The following is a 14,867-nucleotide window of genomic DNA, read 5'->3' as shown; positions in this document are numbered from 1 at the left end:
TGGTTCTTTAATGTACATCTGTGATTAAGGCAAACCACAGTGATTAAAGTGCCAGCAGCAATGCTGTATAAACAGCCATACCGCCTAAAAATGCCCAAAAGCTGCTCTTGCGTTCTTCCGGCAGCTCGTCTTTTAAAACATTCAATACAATCGCACCAGCCAGGAGTGCAAAAAATACGGCCACAGTATCTTTGTCGATGCTGCTAAAGTAACCGATAACCCAGCCACCCATAATAGCAGCAGCAAGCAGCCATCTCCCATATAGATCATACGTTTTCCGATGGGATTGGCGAAGACTCTGGTCATTCGATATAAAATGGACAGCCAGTGCCAGGAAAAAGAGGAACATGTCTGATAGAGTTTTTATTTCTCCCCTAATTAGCAGATAGCCGATAAGTCCATTGTACAAAGTAAAAGCGCCCATATGAATCCAGAATATCCGTTTGTTGCCTTTTGAATCCTTTTTTGACAGGCGGGCCATTCGTTCAAGTCCGTAAAATAGGGCGAGCCCAATCATGGATACAAGGTAAACATGGTGCTTTAGGAAACCCATCTTGTTTTCCAGTCCTGAGTATTTGAGCTCTTGCTGATGGACATTAAGTTCGGGAAGAATATGCAAAAATACATACGCTACAGAAATGCCCCCAGCTACTGATAATAACTTGCTTCTTGGCATGGACTCAAGAAATTTCAAGTATTTTGAACCAAGATGCACTGCAGTTAACCCAACCGCAAAAATAAAACTCCATAGAGTCATCCTATCACTGCCCTTACATAATCATTACGGAAACTATTCCTTTAAAAGGCAGGCGTTAAACAGTTCCCAGCTATGAAGAATGGTTTAAACAAAGAAGACGGCCGTTTCAGGCCAGTCCGCATCATCTTTTATTCTTAAACTCAGTCCTCAGTCCAGCCCAGATTGCTACGGCCAGTCCGCCCATTGAATCAGCTATCAGGTCAGTCATCGTGTCTTTGTTACCTCCGCCTTGAAGCGTCATGCCAAGAAGCTGATCGGATGCAAATTCATAAATCTCCCACACTACCCCTCCGAAAACGGCAAATGAGAAAACAAAAAGAAACACGAACCAGGCCGAAATTTGCGTACCCGCTCCCCGGTGGACAAGCCTTTCGTATAGGGCAATACCGGTGAATCCAAGCAACGCTCCGCTCAATCCGTGCAGCAATGTGTCCCACCAGCCAAGACCATACCAGCCTTTTATCGAACCAAGGTATTGGGAACAGACTAAAAATACTAGATAGGAGACCACTAACGGAGTATTAAACTTCCACTTCGTGAAAATGCCAAGGATGAGCGGAACGAGCCCGCAGCCAACCCCGGCTGCTGCAACTGAAACTTTAAATGATTCTCCCTGTTCATGAAAGGTGAACGCAAGAAAAGCCATAAATCCGCTATATAGTAAACAAAGAATTATTATGAATTTCCGGTTCATACTACCACTCCCCTTATAACTTTTCCTTTCTGGCTAATGAATAGAGGCTGGCAGCCAGGCCGCCTGAAGTCCCGGCAAGCAAATCCAGCATGGTATCTTTATTCCCTCCAAGCTGCATCGTATGTGTAAAAAATAAATCACCAACATATTCATATATTTCCCATATGACACTTGACGTTACGGCCAGGGAGACAGTGAACAGGAAAACCAATAGCCTGGAGACGCCAATCCGAGAAGTTGCAGGAACAAGCAGTTTGTATAAAGCAATTCCGACAAAGCTAACCAATATTCCTTTATAAAAATGGAGGGTAGAATCCCACCACTTATGTTTTAAATAAAAGGAGGCAATCGAACCAAGAAACGTTGTACAAAGAATCGCTATATAATATCCGATAATGATTGGGATATTGAATGGTATTTTTTTTGCAATCAGAAGCAAAAGCGGCAAAGCGCTAACACCAATACCGCCCAGGGCAACCTGCCAGCGTGAAGAATCCCCTTTATTAAAAAAGTAAATGAACAGGACAAGTGCTGTTAAACAAAAAATTGCTGCCAGCCAGATTAGTATCTTTCGCTTCAATCATCCCACCCCTTTAAACAGAATTGCTGTTAGTATCTCCACATAAAGTAAAATCATGAGACAACGCTCTTTAAAGTGGGATACTATTAGTGTAATAAGATCATAAGGAAGCTGTGATAACAATGTGCTTAATTTTGTTTGCTTATAAAGTCCATCCAAGATATCCATTAATTGTAGCGGCCAATCGGGATGAAAGCTACGAGCGGCCAACTTCGCCTGCTCATTTTTGGGAGGATGAGCCCGCGATTCTTGCCGGCAGGGACCTCGAGAAAATGGGAACCTGGATGGGGGTGACGAAGTTCGGCCGCTTCGCAGCCTTGACCAATTTTCGGGATCCAAAGGAAATGCAGGCGACTGGAAAGCTGTCGAGAGGTGAGCTTGTTGCGGATTTTTTACGGGGAAAAGCTACTCCGGAAGAGTATATGAATGCTGCCGCACAAAAGGGAAGCCTTTATCCAGGTTTTAATTTTCTGGCGGGGGATCAATCGAGCCTCTATTATTTTTCCAATATCGAAGGTGTCGTCCGAGAAGTTGCACCAGGCATACACGGTGTCAGCAATCATCTTTTGAATACTTCTTGGCCAAAGGTGGAACGAGGGAAAAGGGGTCTGGAACAGCTCATTCATAAAGAAGATGCAACTTTGAAAACTGATTTATTCTTTCTCCTTAAAAATGCCGATCCCGCTAATGATGCCGACCTGCCTGATACTGGTGTTGGCCTTGAACTTGAACGGATGCTCTCGCCAATGTTTATAAAAAGTGAAGGCTATGGGACGAGGTGCTCGACGGTCCTGTTGATGGAGGAAGGGCAGCTTTCGTATACGGAACGGACTTTTCAAGCTGATAGTTATACAGAAAGGGACTTTTCAATATCTTTAAAAAGGGAATAATAAAAAGTAAATCAAAAGAGGAGGAGAGCAGAATGGGATTTTTGGATGGATTAATGGGGAATGCATCAGAAGTAAGCCTGCCGGAAGTTCAGAAGGAGTTCGCCAAAGTATTGGCCCCCGAAGAAAAAATTGAAAAAGCATACAGGCTGGTACGTGATATGTTTATTTTCACAAACCGCCGTTTAATCTTGGTTGACAAGCAGGGAATTACAGGTAAGAAAACTGAGTATCATTCGATTCCTTATCGCAATATTACCCATTTCAGTATTGAAACAGCTGGAAGCTTCGACCTTGATGCGGAGCTGAAAATCTGGATTTCAGGAAGCCAGCTGCCCTTGCAGAAGCAATTTAACAAAAGCCTGAATATTTACGAGCTTCAGAGCGTCCTGGCAGCATACGTGCTGAAATAATAGGAAAGGCGGCGGTCTTTGACTGCCGCCTTATTTTCATGAGGAGAAAATGAGATGGGAAAATGGTTTCCTGCGATATATGATGCAGCAATGAAGGGATTTGAGGAGAATACTTTTAAAGATATTCGGAAGGAGCTCTTGCAAAAAGCAGAAGGGAAGGTCATTGAAATCGGTTTTGGTTCGGGGATTAATTTTCCTCTCTATGTAACAGCCGAAAGTGTCGATGCCATCGAACCAAACCCACATATGATAAAAAGGGCACAAAGCCGGCTGGAAAAAGCTACAGTTCCTATCCGGATTCATAAAATGGGAGCAGAGAAGCTTGCGTTTCCTGATGACAGCTTTGACACGGTGGTAGCTACTTTAGTTTTTTGTACAATCCCAGATCCGGTACGTGCATTTACAGAAATTAAAAGGGTAGCAAAGCCCAATGCCAGACTTTTGATTTTCGAGCATGTCAGAATGCCGCAGCCTGCCATGGCAAAGGCCCAGCAACTGCTGACACCTGTTTGGAAAAGAGTTTGCGACGGCTGCCATTTGGATAGGGATACGTTAGCTCTATTAAAAGAAAACAGTGTCCGTATTGAAAAAGTTCAAACGTATTACAATGGTTTGTTTATTGCTGCAGAATGTACGATTATCAAATAGTTTTTATAGTTGCGTTGCTATAAACGAAAGTTTTATCGGACAACCTGTGTAGGGCGGACCGATTTAGGAATGGATAAGGAGATTACAATGTTAGGAGTGTATATATGTTAACCGAATTATTCATCCACTTAGCGGTGCCGATTGAACAGCCGCCCGAACAATACCTGGGAGGTTTCAGAAGGAAGGACCCGGAACCCTTCATGTTTGACCAGCAGGCTAGGTTTACATTATATGAAAGGGTAGATGATGGGCCTAAGGTGCTTCTGGCAAGGGATAATTATAATAAATGGTATTTTCTCACTTTTTTTACATCAAGCAATCTTGCCGGCCTGAAATGGGCAAGGCAGTCAGTTCCGCCTTCCTATATGGAAGAGGATCTGTCCCTTCCGCTCTACAATTTACTAGAGGAAGAAGGGCTTCAAGCTGCCAATCCAGGGTTTGATAAAGCATTTGCCCATGTTGGTGTTTTGACTGACAAGCTATCCAATGTAAACGCCGATACCCAGGCAAGACTGGCTAATGTTGATGGAGACGATGACCCGACAGTCGTTACAAACATCCATTTCGTCCGGAATATGTTTAAAGGAATGGAAACAAGGTATGTTGCCGGGGTGGAGACCCATTCGTTTGCAACGATAACCGAAAATGAGCAGTACTTCAAAGAGGTTCACTTAAAATCAAACGCTTATCTTTATTTGCTTTACTTTATCTATTTTATTCACTATCAAATCGTCCCATCCATGCAGATGGTACCACGGCTGCTTGGGAACCTATGGGCATCCAGGCAAGTGTTCAATGGAAATTTCAATCCAAGCCTATTTGTTTCTGAGCCTTTGGATAACCAGGATTAAAGTCGGCTCGTTTTTCTTTTTTCGAAGGAAATGAGATAATAGGGTGAATTGGCCCGGAAGGAGAATACAGGAATGAAAGTAAAAATTAACCGCAATGCCGCAAAGGTCCTGAAGGAAATGGTAAAGAACCAGGCAGAGGAAGGACAGCTGTTCCGCGTAGTCATCACACATATGCACGGGGACCACGCCCATTATGATCTTGTCCTCGATACACCCACTGAGCATGATGAAGTTGTGAAAACCGATAAAGACATCGATATCATTGTGGATAAGCGTGAAGAATTCCTTGATGGGGTCTGGATTCAATATTTCTATGTGCCACAAGAGGAATTTGTCATTACGAACCCAAGCAAAGGCGGCCACGGCCATCACCATTAGAATGAAAACTAGGAGGCTGACCCAGAAGAGGTCAGCCTTTTGTATTTATTTATAAAAAAATGAATGATGACGACAGGGGTGCAGTGCCGTCGAAATGTACTTGAGCAAAGGCCTCAAGGACAAAACACCATGTCAGAAATTGAAAATACTTTTCGGAAAAGTCAATCATAAATGATATTGACTTTCTATCCGTTTCACGATAGAGTTGGTTTTGATAACCTAATAGTGTTCTTATCAAGAGAGGTGGAGGGATTGGCCCTGTGAAACCTCGGCAACAGGCCTGAGCAGGGTACTGTGCCAAATCCGGCAGGCGAAAGCCTGAAAGATAAGAAGAGAAACAGCAGCCCTCTTCTTATTGGAAAGGGTTTTTATTTTTTGTTGAAAACTAAAGAATACACTTATCAAGAGAGGTGGAGGGAATGGCCCTTTGAAGCCTCGGCAACAGGCCTGCAGGGTACTGTGCCAAATCCATCAGGACATAAATCCTGGAAGATAAGCAAACTCGTAAATGTTGCCCTCTTCCACCAGGATGAGGGTTTTTCTTTTGGCATTGTTAAGATTATAGTATTGAAAATGGAGGAGATGAAAATGGCAAGATTGTCGGAGCTTGTGGAAAGGAGAAAAGAGGAACTAATTGAGGCGCTTATCCTTAAGAATGTCTACAAAACTTCGGATCACCAGCATTTATACGATGCTCCTCTAAAAACATTGGAATATGAATACGAGCTTGTTTTGAAAAGGGAGAAAAAAACATAACCGGGCAGCATCATGACTGCCCGGTTATGTTTTTTTAGTTGAAGTTATAATTTATAAATATTTCCGACAGCAACTGCCTTATTGGGTTGGAAGAAACTATAAGTTTTGGTCCAATACGGTATAGGGAAGAAGGTAATGTGCATATGTTGGCAAACTAAACGAAAGGAGCTGCGGAAATGGTAGAAAAAGAAAAGAATAACAAAAAAAGCTGGCTGCCTTTGCTGCTGATCGGGATGGTCGGGGGCATTTTACTAAGCTTAGCGGTGAATGGAATTTTTCAAGGTAATGGGAAGGAAAATGCGGCTCCTCCTTTAAAAGTTGCGGAATCTGCCAAGGCAGATGATGACAATCGTGAATCGGAAGTAACAGAAGCTGTCAAAAAAGCAAGGGATTCGGTTGTCAGTGTAGCGAATTTCCAAGGCGGGAACATTTGGGAAGGCAATGTTTTGGCCAAGGCAGGCTCAGGCTCAGGTGTCATTTATAAGAAAGACGGTTCAAAGGCACTTGTTGTCACAAACCACCACGTAATTGACGGAGCAGCCCAGCTTGAAATCACGCTAAGTAACGGTACTAAAATACCTGCAGAATTGCTGGGGTCTGACCCCTTAACTGATCTGGCCGTCCTTTCGGTGGATGGGAGCGAAATTGAAGACGTTGTTGAATTGGGTGACTCCACAAACCTTCTGCCTGGGGCTTCCGCGATTGCAATTGGAAATCCTTTGGGATTCCTAGAAGGTACTGTAACAAAAGGGGTAATCAGTGCATCTGAGCGTACGATGCCTGTCGATGTGAATCAAGATGGAGCCGTTGACTGGCAGACTGAGGTCATTCAAACCGATGCTTCCATTAATCCGGGGAATAGCGGTGGCGCCTTGATAGATATTAACGGCGAGTTGATAGGAATCAATTCGGCAAAAATCGCCCAGGATGCTGTCGAAGGAATTGGGTTTGCCATCCCTGTACATGTAGCATTGCCAGTCATGGAAGATCTCGAAAAGAATGGGAAGGTAAGCAGACCTTATTTAGGTGTAGGCCCATTATCACTTCGGGACATACCGTCACAGTATTGGCAGGAAACCCTTAGGCTGCCGAAAGATGTTACCGAAGGAGTTATCATCATGGAAGTAAGCCCTGGGTCTCCGGCTGCAAAAGCGGGTCTTCAGAAACTTGACGTAATCGTTGAAATGGATGGAAATAAAATAAAAAACGTTCCGAATTTACGCAGCTTCCTTTATAAAGAGGCAAAGGCTGGTGATACGGTTGATATCACGTTCTATCGTGGAGGAGACAAGCAGACGGCAGAGGTAACATTGGTAAATGGAACCGATGGAAACTAGGATGAATTTAATAAAAATGCGAAAAAGAGGCGTTCTGCAAATGGGACGGCCTCTTTTTTCTGCCCTTTCCAAACACTTTATTGATTACATTGTGTCTGGACTGAGAAGCATTTACTGTGAAAAGTTATCCTGTTTTCATGAATTTGTTAAAAATGTACACGTATTGTTTATATTGCCATTATAAAATATGGTTATAGAATGAATGTTTCTTCCATTTTGGTGAAGAAATAGTCCTATTTTAATAAAAGGCTCTGTTAAACAAGGATGTTGATTTTCGCTCCACAAAGGGAAGCTCCAAAGAATCAACATCGCAGGGACAGGCGAACTTTGCCTGTCACGAGGCGCTTCGCTTTCCGCGGGCGGTCTGGGAGCCTGTCTAGCTGCGGCTCCTAGCTCCTCGAGGACGCTTCGGTCCTTCAGCTGAAGTCAAAGAACGACTTCTGCTTCAGGCCCTGCACAAGAGTAAGCTTCGGAAGCATAGGCATCGCACGAAGAAAAAAGCTTTAGCTTTTTCGAGGAGCGCTGGTCGGAGCTGGGCAGTCGCCTCCGCTTTTCTTTCTTCTCGGCGCGAGCGCCTGTGGGGTCTCCCACTGACCTTTTCTCCCGCAGGACGTTGAATAAGCTTCCAAGAAAAAGCATCGCAGGAGAAAATGCGCTCTTTGCATTTTCGAACGAGTCTTCGCGCCTTACGCTGCAATCACACTTTAAAAAATCAACAATTTCCTTTAACACAGCCTAATAAAAAGATAGAAAATCATCTGTTACCAATAGAAAACAAAAGCGAGGCAGCCGCCAATGGCAATGAACCAACCGATTACTATAATGAACAACCAGGATGAAATTACGTATAATGATTTACTTCGCCGCATCTATGAATTGGAAAAAAAAGAGGAAGAACTCTCAAGAAAACTCAGATTAAGTGAGTCGTTAAAATTAAAAATCCTTGATGCGCTGCCCTTGAATATTTTCTTGGAAGATCAAGAGGGAAGAACCTTATTTGCGAATGAACAGGTGCTTAAGGCACATGAAATGACACAGGAGGAGCTGAAGGGGAAGACCGTTTTTGATTTTTTCCCTCCCCCTATCGCCGAAATTAACAGACAGAATGACCTTGAAGTATGGGAACAGGGGAAGCTCATTACAAAGGAGGTTCCCGTTAACTTCAAAGGTGAAGAAAGAGTGATGTTTACCGGAAAAACCATTATCCATACTGAGCATGAGGATTTTATGCTCGGATTTGGACTTGATATTACAGACCGGGTCAAAGCTGAGAAGAAACTTCGTGAAAGTGAGGAAAAGTTCAGGAATGTTGTCGACCAGGCTGCAGATGGTTTGTTCCTGATCACACTCGAAGGAGACTTTTTGAATGTGAACCGTGCAGGAGCCGAACTGCCTGGCTACCAGAAGGAAAGGTTGTTAATGTTAAACGTGAAGGATCTGTTTAAGGTACTTCCGGAAAAAATGCTAGAAATCCGGAAGGGCCAAATCCCTTCAAACTCCTGCCAATACGAAGACCGAATTGTTACGAAGAAAGGGGAAGAAATTCCGGTCGACATCAATATCCGGCTTATTACAATCGGGGATAGTACCCTGTATCTTGCATTATGCAGAGATATCAGGGATAGGAAAAAGTCTGAAGAAACTGTTAAACATATGGCGTTTCATGATGCATTGACCGGTCTCCCGAACAGATGGTTTATTGATTTTTTTATCAAAAGCTATTTTGAAAGTGAGAAAAAGGAGAAGCTTGGCTTCCTGCTTTTGGATTTGGATCACTTCAAAATCATAAATGACAGCCTGGGCCACCAGGCAGGTGATTTGCTGCTTAAGGAGGTAGCCGATCGACTTAAAAAGGCTTGTGGCCAGGGAAATATTGTAGCCCGGTTTGGTGGGGATGAATTTGTTGTACTAATGCCTGGAGTAAAGGCGAAGGAAGAAACGCTTATAGCCTGTGAAACTATAAACTCAGTCATGGAACAGCCTTTTGAACTGAATGGCCAAAAATTTTCAGTCACAGCAAGCATTGGAATCAGTATCAGCCCCAAGGATGGGGATGAGATGAATAGTCTTTTTAAGAGGGCTGACCTCGCCATGTATAAATCAAAGGAACTGGGCAGGAACGGTTACCAATTATATAACATTTCAATGAATGTTCAGGTAATGGAACGAATGAAAAAGGAAATTATGCTGAGGCAGGCACTTGAAAATGACGAGTTTCTTCTTCACTATCAGCCGAAGTACAATCTAAGTAACAAAGAAATAGTTGGAATGGAAGCTCTCATTCGCTGGAAAAGGGACGGGAAGGATGTACTATATCCGAATGAGTTTATCGAAGTGGCAGAAGAAACTGGACTGATTGTCCCAATAGGGGAATGGGTGCTGCGCGAGGCGTGCAGGCAATGCAAGGAATGGCATGACATGGGATTTGGCCGACTAACGGTAAGTGTTAATCTTTCTCCATTGCAATTTCAAAAACAGGACCTTGTCAGGTTAGTAGGCGGAATTTTACAAGAAACCGGACTTTCCTCCAACTCGCTTGAAATTGAACTGACTGAAGGAACGGTTATGAAAAATCCGGAAGAAACTGCGAAAATCCTTCACCTTTTAAAGGAATTGGGAGTGTCGATCGCCATAGATGACTTCGGAACTGGTTTTTCCTCTTTAAGCTATTTGAAACACTTTCCAATAAGTGTATTAAAAATTGATAAATCATTTATTCATAATTTGGAATTAGACAAGGCAAACGCATCAATAGTGGCTGCAGTCATTTCGCTTGCACATAGCCTGAATTTGAAGGTGGTGGCAGAAGGAGTCGAGACTGGGGAACAGCTTGAATTCCTTTCTAGCAGTTCGTGTGATTTTGCCCAGGGATTCTCTATTGCCAAGCCCCTGAATTCAAACTCAGCTCTGGAATTTCTCTCTAAAACGATTACCTTGGAGACAGCTTCGGTGTAACAAAAGAATAGGCCGCTTACCAAACTTTTAGCGGATACTGGTGCTATGATAAAAGTGAATAGTGATCCATCTGAAGAGGAAATCAACTGGAAATTTTCCTGATTGTAAAAAAGACATAAATTTGTTAAAAACATATGAAGAAAATACGAAAACAAACCGTTTATGAAAACAACACGGTGGAAGTTTTTTATAATGGATGTATCAATTACGGAGGTGGACTGAATGAATATCACCACAATCATTGAACTTGAAAACCGTGAAGTTGAGGATATGGCCCGTGGCAGGTTGGTATTTGCGCAGGAACAGATTGATGAAAATATTGTCGAGACATGCGTCGAGTGTTTTGAGACAGAGGAAACAAAGGAATCAATTTCGACCGAGGATGCAATGCAAAGGGTGTTTGAGCAACTGAAGGAAACTGGAATCATTCCTTCTGAAGTAGAGGACTTCTCATTCGAAATGCCTTCCTGTGGGCAAGTGAAAAAAGCAGGAGCAACATATATGATTCCCCAAAAAGTCATATTGACCTATATGAGCTGATCGTAAAGGCGGGTTCCGTAACAAGGAACCCGCTTTCTTTTCCCTAAGTAGAATTAGGGATTTTAACGGCAATATTAGCAGATAAAATGTTGGATGCTCATATCTCTGGTTCGTGTGTGGCAAAGGTCAAAGCCAGCAAAGAAGGGTTATTTTATAATAGGGATGGAAAGGTTCATTATTTTTTGAAAGCGGTTACAAAAGAGGTTTGTTTAAATGAAGGTGTTCTCGAGAATTATCATCTTGACCGGGCATTTTGGCAGCGGCAAAACTGAACTGGCATTAAACTTTACACGCAATGGGACGGGAAGGAGGGCTTTGGCAGATCTTGATGTTATAAATCCCTACTTTCGGTCAAGGGATATAGCTGCCACATTGAATGAAATCGGAGTTGAGTTAATCGGTCCAACCAAGAGGCTGGCGTCATCTGACTTGCCCATCGTATCGGGCGAATTGTATAGAGTGATCCATGACCCGTCGTACAACCTCATCATTGATGCGGGAGGTGAAAAGGACGGGGCAACGGTCCTCGGCCAGTATGTTCACGAGTGGAGAAGCTATGATATTTCAATGATATTTGTGCTGAATGCAAGGCGGCCCTATGTTAGCAGCGTGGAAGGGGTCATAGAGGCAATCTCGGGAATTGAAAAGGCAGCAAGGCTTCCAATCAATGGGATTATTAATAATACAAATCTCGGAGCAGAGACAGCCATAGAGGATATTGTTGCCGGGGAACAGCTGGCGAAGGCGGTTGCAAGGAAACTGGGAATCTCGTTCATTGGAAGCACAATAGATAGAAGGCTTGCCAGTTGCCCGGAATTTGCTGGGAGGGACGATATCGTTTTCATTGATAGATTTATGAAATTGCCATGGGAATGAGGAGGCAGGATATGGAACCGAGGGTTGTTTTTAATGAAAATGCATGCAAGTCCTGCAGTTTGTGTGTGAAGGTGTGCCCTGTGAACGTTATCTTTCTCGCCGATTATCTGAATGGAAAAGGATACCGGCCGGCAACTGTCAGTGAGCAGGAAGAATGCATCAGCTGCGCAAAATGCGGTCAAATCTGTCCGGATGGCGTTATCACCGTATACCGCCCGGAGAGGAAGCGGGCCACCATATAAGAAGGAGGAGCAATATGGCTAAGGTTTTGATGAAAGGGAATGAAGTGATTGCGGAAGCTGCCGTTCATGCAGGCTGCAAGTATTTTTTTGGCTACCCGATCACTCCGCAAAGCGAATTGGTTGCCTATATGGCAAGGAGACTCCCAGAAGCAGGCGGCCTATTCCTTCAGGCTGAAAGTGAAGTGGCGGCTATCAATATGGTGTACGGCGCGTCCGGGACTGGAGTAAGGGTAATGACTTCGTCGTCAAGTCCAGGCTTCAGCCTGAAACAGGAGGGAATCTCCTATCTAGTCGGTGCAGAGCTTCCGGCAGTAATAGTAAATATTGTAAGAGGCGGACCGGGGCTTGGGAATATCCAGCCAGCCCAGTCAGATTATTTTCAAGTAACGAAAGGCGGAGGCCATGGCGATTACTATACCCCTGTGCTGGCGCCTGCTTCCTTGCAGGAAATTGTTGATTTGACACAGGAAGCCTTTGATATTGCTGACCGTTACCGGACGCCAGTGATTCTGATGGGGGACGGAATGCTGGGACAGATGATGGAGCCGGTCGAGTTTACTGACAGATATGAAAAAGAGCTTCCAGTTAAAGAATGGGCGACAACAGGTACTAGGGGAGACGGTGCAAGAAGAGTGATAACCTCTCTTGAGTTGGATGCTGACAGCCTAGAACAACGGAATATACAGCTTCAGAAAAAATTTGCCGAGATTAAGACGAACGAAGTCCGTTATGAGACATACCTTACCGAGGATGCGGAAATCATCATCACAGCTTTTGGAACTGTAGCCAGGATTGCCACTAATGCAATCAATAAAGCCCGCCAGCAGGGGATAAAGGTCGGATTGGTCCGCCCAATCTCACTTTGGCCATTCCCTGCCGCGCCTTTTGTAGAGTCAAGGGACCGGGTTAAATGTTACTTGTCTGTGGAAATGAGTGCAGGGCAAATGATTGAAGATGTCCGGCTAGCTGTGGAAGGAAGGGCACCTGTCGAATTTTACGGACGGACAGGTGGAGTTGTCCCGACACAGGAGGATATATTCGGGAAAATTATCGAGCTCGCAGGGAGGGTTTCGGTATGGGCATGAAAACTGTTTTTGAAAAAACAACGGGCCTGACCGACAACCCAACCCATTATTGCCCGGGCTGCACACATGGTATTATCCATAGGATTGTCGGTGAAGTCCTTGAAGAAATGGATATCCTGGAAGACACGATTGGGGTTGCCTCGGTAGGGTGTTCCGTACTTTCCTATGAATATTTCAATTGTGATATGACACAGGCTGCCCATGGGCGCGCCCCGGCCGTTGCCACAGGAATTAAAAGGGTGCTTCCCGACCGGTTCGTTTTTACGTATCAAGGCGACGGTGACCTTGCTTCCATCGGCATCAGTGAAGTCATCCATGCGGCTGCGAGGGGGGAGAATATTACCGTTATTTTTGTAAACAATGCCATTTATGGAATGACGGGCGGCCAAATGGCCCCGACTACCCTAATTGGGCAAAAAACGGCAACCAGCCCCTTTGGACGTGACAAAGCATTGCAGGGGTCGCCAATTCGGGTGAGTGAGCTGCTGGCAACCCTCGATGGTGCAGCTTATATTGAACGGGTATCTTCCCATGATGTCCCCAATATTATTAAAACAAAAAAGGCGATTCGCCGGGCATTTGAAATCCAGAAAAAAGCTCTTGGTTTTTCACTGGTCGAAGTGTTGTCAACATGCCCGACAAATTGGGGGCTCGACCCGCATGAATCACTTGATTGGATCAAGGAGAAGATGGTTCCCGTCTACCCACTAGGCATTTACAAGCAGGCTGAAGGAGTGAAAAGCTGATGCTTGAAGAAATCATTATTGCAGGTTTCGGTGGGCAGGGAGTCATGTCGATGGGCCAATTAATTGCCTATGCAGGAATGCATGAAGGAAAGAATGTTTCCTGGCTTCCCTCATATGGGCCAGAGCAAAGAGGAGGCACAGCCAACTGCGCTGTTGTTGTGAGTGATGAGCCTGTTGGTTCCCCGCTTGTCAGTGCTCCATCAGCAGCGATTGTTTTGAATATTCCATCCTTTGAAAAGTTCGAGCCAAAAGTAAGGCCTGGAGGGCTGCTGATCGTTAACAGTTCACTTGTTGATAAAAAATCAAGCCGGACCGATATTTCCGTCATTGAAATCGACGCCACTTCACTTGCAAATGAACTCGGAAATGGAAAAACGGCAAATATGATCCTGCTCGGGGCGTTTATTGAACGGATACGAATCGTCTCGGAAGAAGCAGTGCTCACTTCTTTAAAAAAGGTTCTATCAAAGGAAAAGCACTCACTCATTCATATAAATAAGAAGGCTCTTGAAAAAGGCGCAGCGATTGCTCAGTAGCTAACAGGGACGGTTCCCATTTGCCGCGGCGAATGGGAACGTCCCTATTTGTATGCTCCTCTGGCATGATTTTTTAGGGAAAGGGAAAAGAAAGAAGGATTAAAATTTCACAAGTTCCCCGTGATATAATTCACAAAATAAAAAGCGCCAATGATTTACGATAGGGCTATGGGAAAAATCTAGATAACGGAGGCGTTATACATGGAAAGGCAATCATTGTCATCTTTTATTGAATACAGCGAAGAGAAATTTACGAAGAGAGTCGTTTTTAAAAAAGGGGAGAGCACTGCATTTGTCCTGAATTTTAATCCAGGCCAGCAGCTTCCGCCCCACAAACACCCCGGCACGGAAGTTTTCCTGTTTGTGGTTACCGGTAAAGGAACATTTATTATTGACGGAGTGGAGCAGGAGGTTTCGGCTAATGACGTGGTCCATTGCGGCGGAGAAGAAATGATGGCCTTCAACAATAATGGAAAAGAACCTGTCAGCTTGTATGTCATCCTAAGCAAAGTCCCATCACCGGAGTATGCGAAAAATAGTTAAAACAGAAAAGGGGGACGTTTCTCATTTGCCGCGGCTATGAGAA

Annotated in this window: 19 protein-coding genes and 2 riboswitches; of the genes, 15 read left to right on the top strand and 4 right to left on the bottom strand. The window is 44.3% G+C overall.

From position 1 onward, the window contains the following. Window positions 1-43 precede the first annotated feature (43 nt). From A8F94_RS18545 to A8F94_RS18535, 3 genes are all read right to left on the bottom strand, one after another. On the bottom strand, window positions 44-757 hold the full coding sequence (locus tag A8F94_RS18545; RefSeq protein ID WP_066203812.1) for a hypothetical protein: 714 nt from the start codon (window positions 755-757) through the stop codon (window positions 44-46). Window positions 758-878: 121 nt separating this feature from the next. Continuing rightward, entirely contained in the window at window positions 879-1,451 is a 573-nt protein-coding gene (locus A8F94_RS18540) for a hypothetical protein (RefSeq protein WP_066203809.1), read from the bottom strand. Window positions 1,452-1,464: 13 nt separating this feature from the next. Then, complete coding sequence (locus tag A8F94_RS18535) at window positions 1,465-2,031, bottom strand: membrane-spanning protein (protein ID WP_066203806.1); 567 nt, start codon at window positions 2,029-2,031, stop codon at window positions 1,465-1,467. Between the two features lie 122 nt (window positions 2,032-2,153). Between A8F94_RS18535 and A8F94_RS18530 the strand changes: the two genes are divergently transcribed. From A8F94_RS18530 to A8F94_RS18505, 7 genes are all read left to right on the top strand, one after another. Next, entirely contained in the window at window positions 2,154-2,921 is a 768-nt protein-coding gene (locus tag A8F94_RS18530; RefSeq protein ID WP_066203803.1) for an NRDE family protein, read from the top strand. A 32-nt stretch (window positions 2,922-2,953) separates the two neighbouring features. Then, complete coding sequence (locus A8F94_RS18525) at window positions 2,954-3,331, top strand: PH domain-containing protein (RefSeq protein WP_066203800.1); 378 nt, start codon at window positions 2,954-2,956, stop codon at window positions 3,329-3,331. 54 nt (window positions 3,332-3,385) lie between these two features. Further along, window positions 3,386-3,979 (top strand): class I SAM-dependent methyltransferase, encoded by a 594-nt coding sequence (locus A8F94_RS18520; RefSeq protein WP_066203797.1) that lies wholly within the window; start codon window positions 3,386-3,388, stop codon window positions 3,977-3,979. A gap of 104 nt (window positions 3,980-4,083) precedes the next feature. Continuing rightward, window positions 4,084-4,830: a hypothetical protein gene (locus A8F94_RS18515; RefSeq protein ID WP_066203791.1), complete on the top strand. Its 747-nt coding sequence runs from the start codon at window positions 4,084-4,086 to the stop codon at window positions 4,828-4,830. A gap of 72 nt (window positions 4,831-4,902) precedes the next feature. Next, window positions 4,903-5,208: a heme biosynthesis protein HemY gene (locus tag A8F94_RS18510; RefSeq protein WP_066203789.1), complete on the top strand. Its 306-nt coding sequence runs from the start codon at window positions 4,903-4,905 to the stop codon at window positions 5,206-5,208. Window positions 5,209-5,436: 228 nt separating this feature from the next. Next, a riboswitch (SAM riboswitch) is annotated at window positions 5,437-5,540 on the top strand. A 63-nt stretch (window positions 5,541-5,603) separates the two neighbouring features. Next, a riboswitch (SAM riboswitch) is annotated at window positions 5,604-5,707 on the top strand. Between the two features lie 89 nt (window positions 5,708-5,796). Beyond that, window positions 5,797-5,964, top strand: a complete 168-nt coding sequence (gene fbpA / locus A8F94_RS25150; protein WP_175384464.1) for a Fur-regulated basic protein FbpA — start codon at window positions 5,797-5,799, stop codon at window positions 5,962-5,964. A 176-nt stretch (window positions 5,965-6,140) separates the two neighbouring features. After that, a complete protein-coding gene (locus A8F94_RS18505) occupies window positions 6,141-7,301 on the top strand; it encodes a S1C family serine protease (protein ID WP_066203786.1) in 1,161 nt (386 codons plus the stop codon). A gap of 426 nt (window positions 7,302-7,727) precedes the next feature. Here A8F94_RS18505 and A8F94_RS25885 read toward each other — a convergent pair whose 3' ends face one another. Further along, the gene (locus A8F94_RS25885) at window positions 7,728-7,892 is read right to left on the bottom strand and encodes a hypothetical protein (RefSeq protein ID WP_175384463.1); all 165 of its coding nucleotides are present in this window, start codon (window positions 7,890-7,892) and stop codon (window positions 7,728-7,730) included. Window positions 7,893-8,096: 204 nt separating this feature from the next. Between A8F94_RS25885 and A8F94_RS18500 the strand changes: the two genes are divergently transcribed. The 8 genes from A8F94_RS18500 (at window position 8,097) to A8F94_RS18465 (ending at window position 14,824) form a co-directional block, all read left to right on the top strand. Continuing rightward, entirely contained in the window at window positions 8,097-10,256 is a 2,160-nt protein-coding gene (locus A8F94_RS18500) for a sensor domain-containing protein (RefSeq protein ID WP_254660895.1), read from the top strand. 222 nt (window positions 10,257-10,478) lie between these two features. Next, window positions 10,479-10,796 carry a hypothetical protein gene (locus tag A8F94_RS18495; protein ID WP_066203783.1) on the top strand — a complete coding sequence of 106 codons (318 nt, stop codon included), beginning with the start codon at window positions 10,479-10,481 and terminating at the stop codon, window positions 10,794-10,796. A gap of 213 nt (window positions 10,797-11,009) precedes the next feature. Further along, the gene (locus A8F94_RS18490; RefSeq protein ID WP_066203781.1) at window positions 11,010-11,672 is read left to right on the top strand and encodes a hypothetical protein; all 663 of its coding nucleotides are present in this window, start codon (window positions 11,010-11,012) and stop codon (window positions 11,670-11,672) included. 11 nt (window positions 11,673-11,683) lie between these two features. Next, entirely contained in the window at window positions 11,684-11,914 is a 231-nt protein-coding gene (locus A8F94_RS18485) for a 4Fe-4S dicluster domain-containing protein (protein WP_066203777.1), read from the top strand. A 14-nt stretch (window positions 11,915-11,928) separates the two neighbouring features. Next, window positions 11,929-12,999 (top strand): 3-methyl-2-oxobutanoate dehydrogenase subunit VorB, encoded by a 1,071-nt coding sequence (locus A8F94_RS18480; RefSeq protein WP_066203773.1) that lies wholly within the window; start codon window positions 11,929-11,931, stop codon window positions 12,997-12,999. Then, on the top strand, window positions 12,990-13,745 hold the full coding sequence (locus A8F94_RS18475; protein ID WP_254660894.1) for a thiamine pyrophosphate-dependent enzyme: 756 nt from the start codon (window positions 12,990-12,992) through the stop codon (window positions 13,743-13,745). The genes A8F94_RS18480 and A8F94_RS18475 overlap by 10 nt, the downstream gene beginning before the upstream one ends. Further along, entirely contained in the window at window positions 13,745-14,281 is a 537-nt protein-coding gene (locus A8F94_RS18470; protein WP_066203765.1) for a 2-oxoacid:acceptor oxidoreductase family protein, read from the top strand. Before A8F94_RS18475 ends, A8F94_RS18470 begins: the two co-directional genes overlap by 1 nt. Before the next feature lie 201 nt (window positions 14,282-14,482). Continuing rightward, window positions 14,483-14,824 carry a cupin domain-containing protein gene (locus A8F94_RS18465; protein WP_066203762.1) on the top strand — a complete coding sequence of 114 codons (342 nt, stop codon included), beginning with the start codon at window positions 14,483-14,485 and terminating at the stop codon, window positions 14,822-14,824. Window positions 14,825-14,867: the final 43 nt, after the last annotated feature.

The organism is Bacillus sp. FJAT-27225, from assembly GCF_001685025.1.
Lineage (GTDB): Bacteria > Bacillota > Bacilli > Bacillales > Cytobacillaceae > Bacillus_D.
The sequence above is the reverse complement of the archived record's forward strand: the minus strand, read 5'-3'. Positions and strand labels throughout refer to the sequence as shown.

Excerpts from the sequence above, each read along its gene's own strand:
- A8F94_RS18545 (WP_066203812.1), bottom strand. The coding sequence starts at position 757 with ATGACTCTATGGAGTTTTATTTTTGCGGTTGGGTTAACTGCAGTGCAT.
- fbpA (WP_175384464.1), top strand. The coding sequence starts at position 5,797 with ATGGCAAGATTGTCGGAGCTTGTGGAAAGGAGAAAAGAGGAACTAATT.
- A8F94_RS18480 (WP_066203773.1), top strand. The coding sequence starts at position 11,929 with ATGGCTAAGGTTTTGATGAAAGGGAATGAAGTGATTGCGGAAGCTGCC.
- A8F94_RS18490 (WP_066203781.1), top strand. The coding sequence starts at position 11,010 with ATGAAGGTGTTCTCGAGAATTATCATCTTGACCGGGCATTTTGGCAGC.
- A8F94_RS18485 (WP_066203777.1), top strand. The coding sequence starts at position 11,684 with ATGGAACCGAGGGTTGTTTTTAATGAAAATGCATGCAAGTCCTGCAGT.
- A8F94_RS18465 (WP_066203762.1), top strand. The coding sequence starts at position 14,483 with ATGGAAAGGCAATCATTGTCATCTTTTATTGAATACAGCGAAGAGAAA.
- A8F94_RS18505 (WP_066203786.1), top strand. The coding sequence starts at position 6,141 with ATGGTAGAAAAAGAAAAGAATAACAAAAAAAGCTGGCTGCCTTTGCTG.
- A8F94_RS18520 (WP_066203797.1), top strand. The coding sequence starts at position 3,386 with ATGGGAAAATGGTTTCCTGCGATATATGATGCAGCAATGAAGGGATTT.
- A8F94_RS18500 (WP_254660895.1), top strand. The coding sequence starts at position 8,097 with ATGGCAATGAACCAACCGATTACTATAATGAACAACCAGGATGAAATT.
- A8F94_RS18525 (WP_066203800.1), top strand. The coding sequence starts at position 2,954 with ATGGGATTTTTGGATGGATTAATGGGGAATGCATCAGAAGTAAGCCTG.
- A8F94_RS18515 (WP_066203791.1), top strand. The coding sequence starts at position 4,084 with ATGTTAACCGAATTATTCATCCACTTAGCGGTGCCGATTGAACAGCCG.
- A8F94_RS18475 (WP_254660894.1), top strand. The coding sequence starts at position 12,990 with ATGGGCATGAAAACTGTTTTTGAAAAAACAACGGGCCTGACCGACAAC.
- A8F94_RS18540 (WP_066203809.1), bottom strand. The coding sequence starts at position 1,451 with ATGAACCGGAAATTCATAATAATTCTTTGTTTACTATATAGCGGATTT.
- A8F94_RS18495 (WP_066203783.1), top strand. The coding sequence starts at position 10,479 with ATGAATATCACCACAATCATTGAACTTGAAAACCGTGAAGTTGAGGAT.
- A8F94_RS18510 (WP_066203789.1), top strand. The coding sequence starts at position 4,903 with ATGAAAGTAAAAATTAACCGCAATGCCGCAAAGGTCCTGAAGGAAATG.
- A8F94_RS18530 (WP_066203803.1), top strand. The coding sequence starts at position 2,154 with ATGTGCTTAATTTTGTTTGCTTATAAAGTCCATCCAAGATATCCATTA.
- A8F94_RS18470 (WP_066203765.1), top strand. The coding sequence starts at position 13,745 with ATGCTTGAAGAAATCATTATTGCAGGTTTCGGTGGGCAGGGAGTCATG.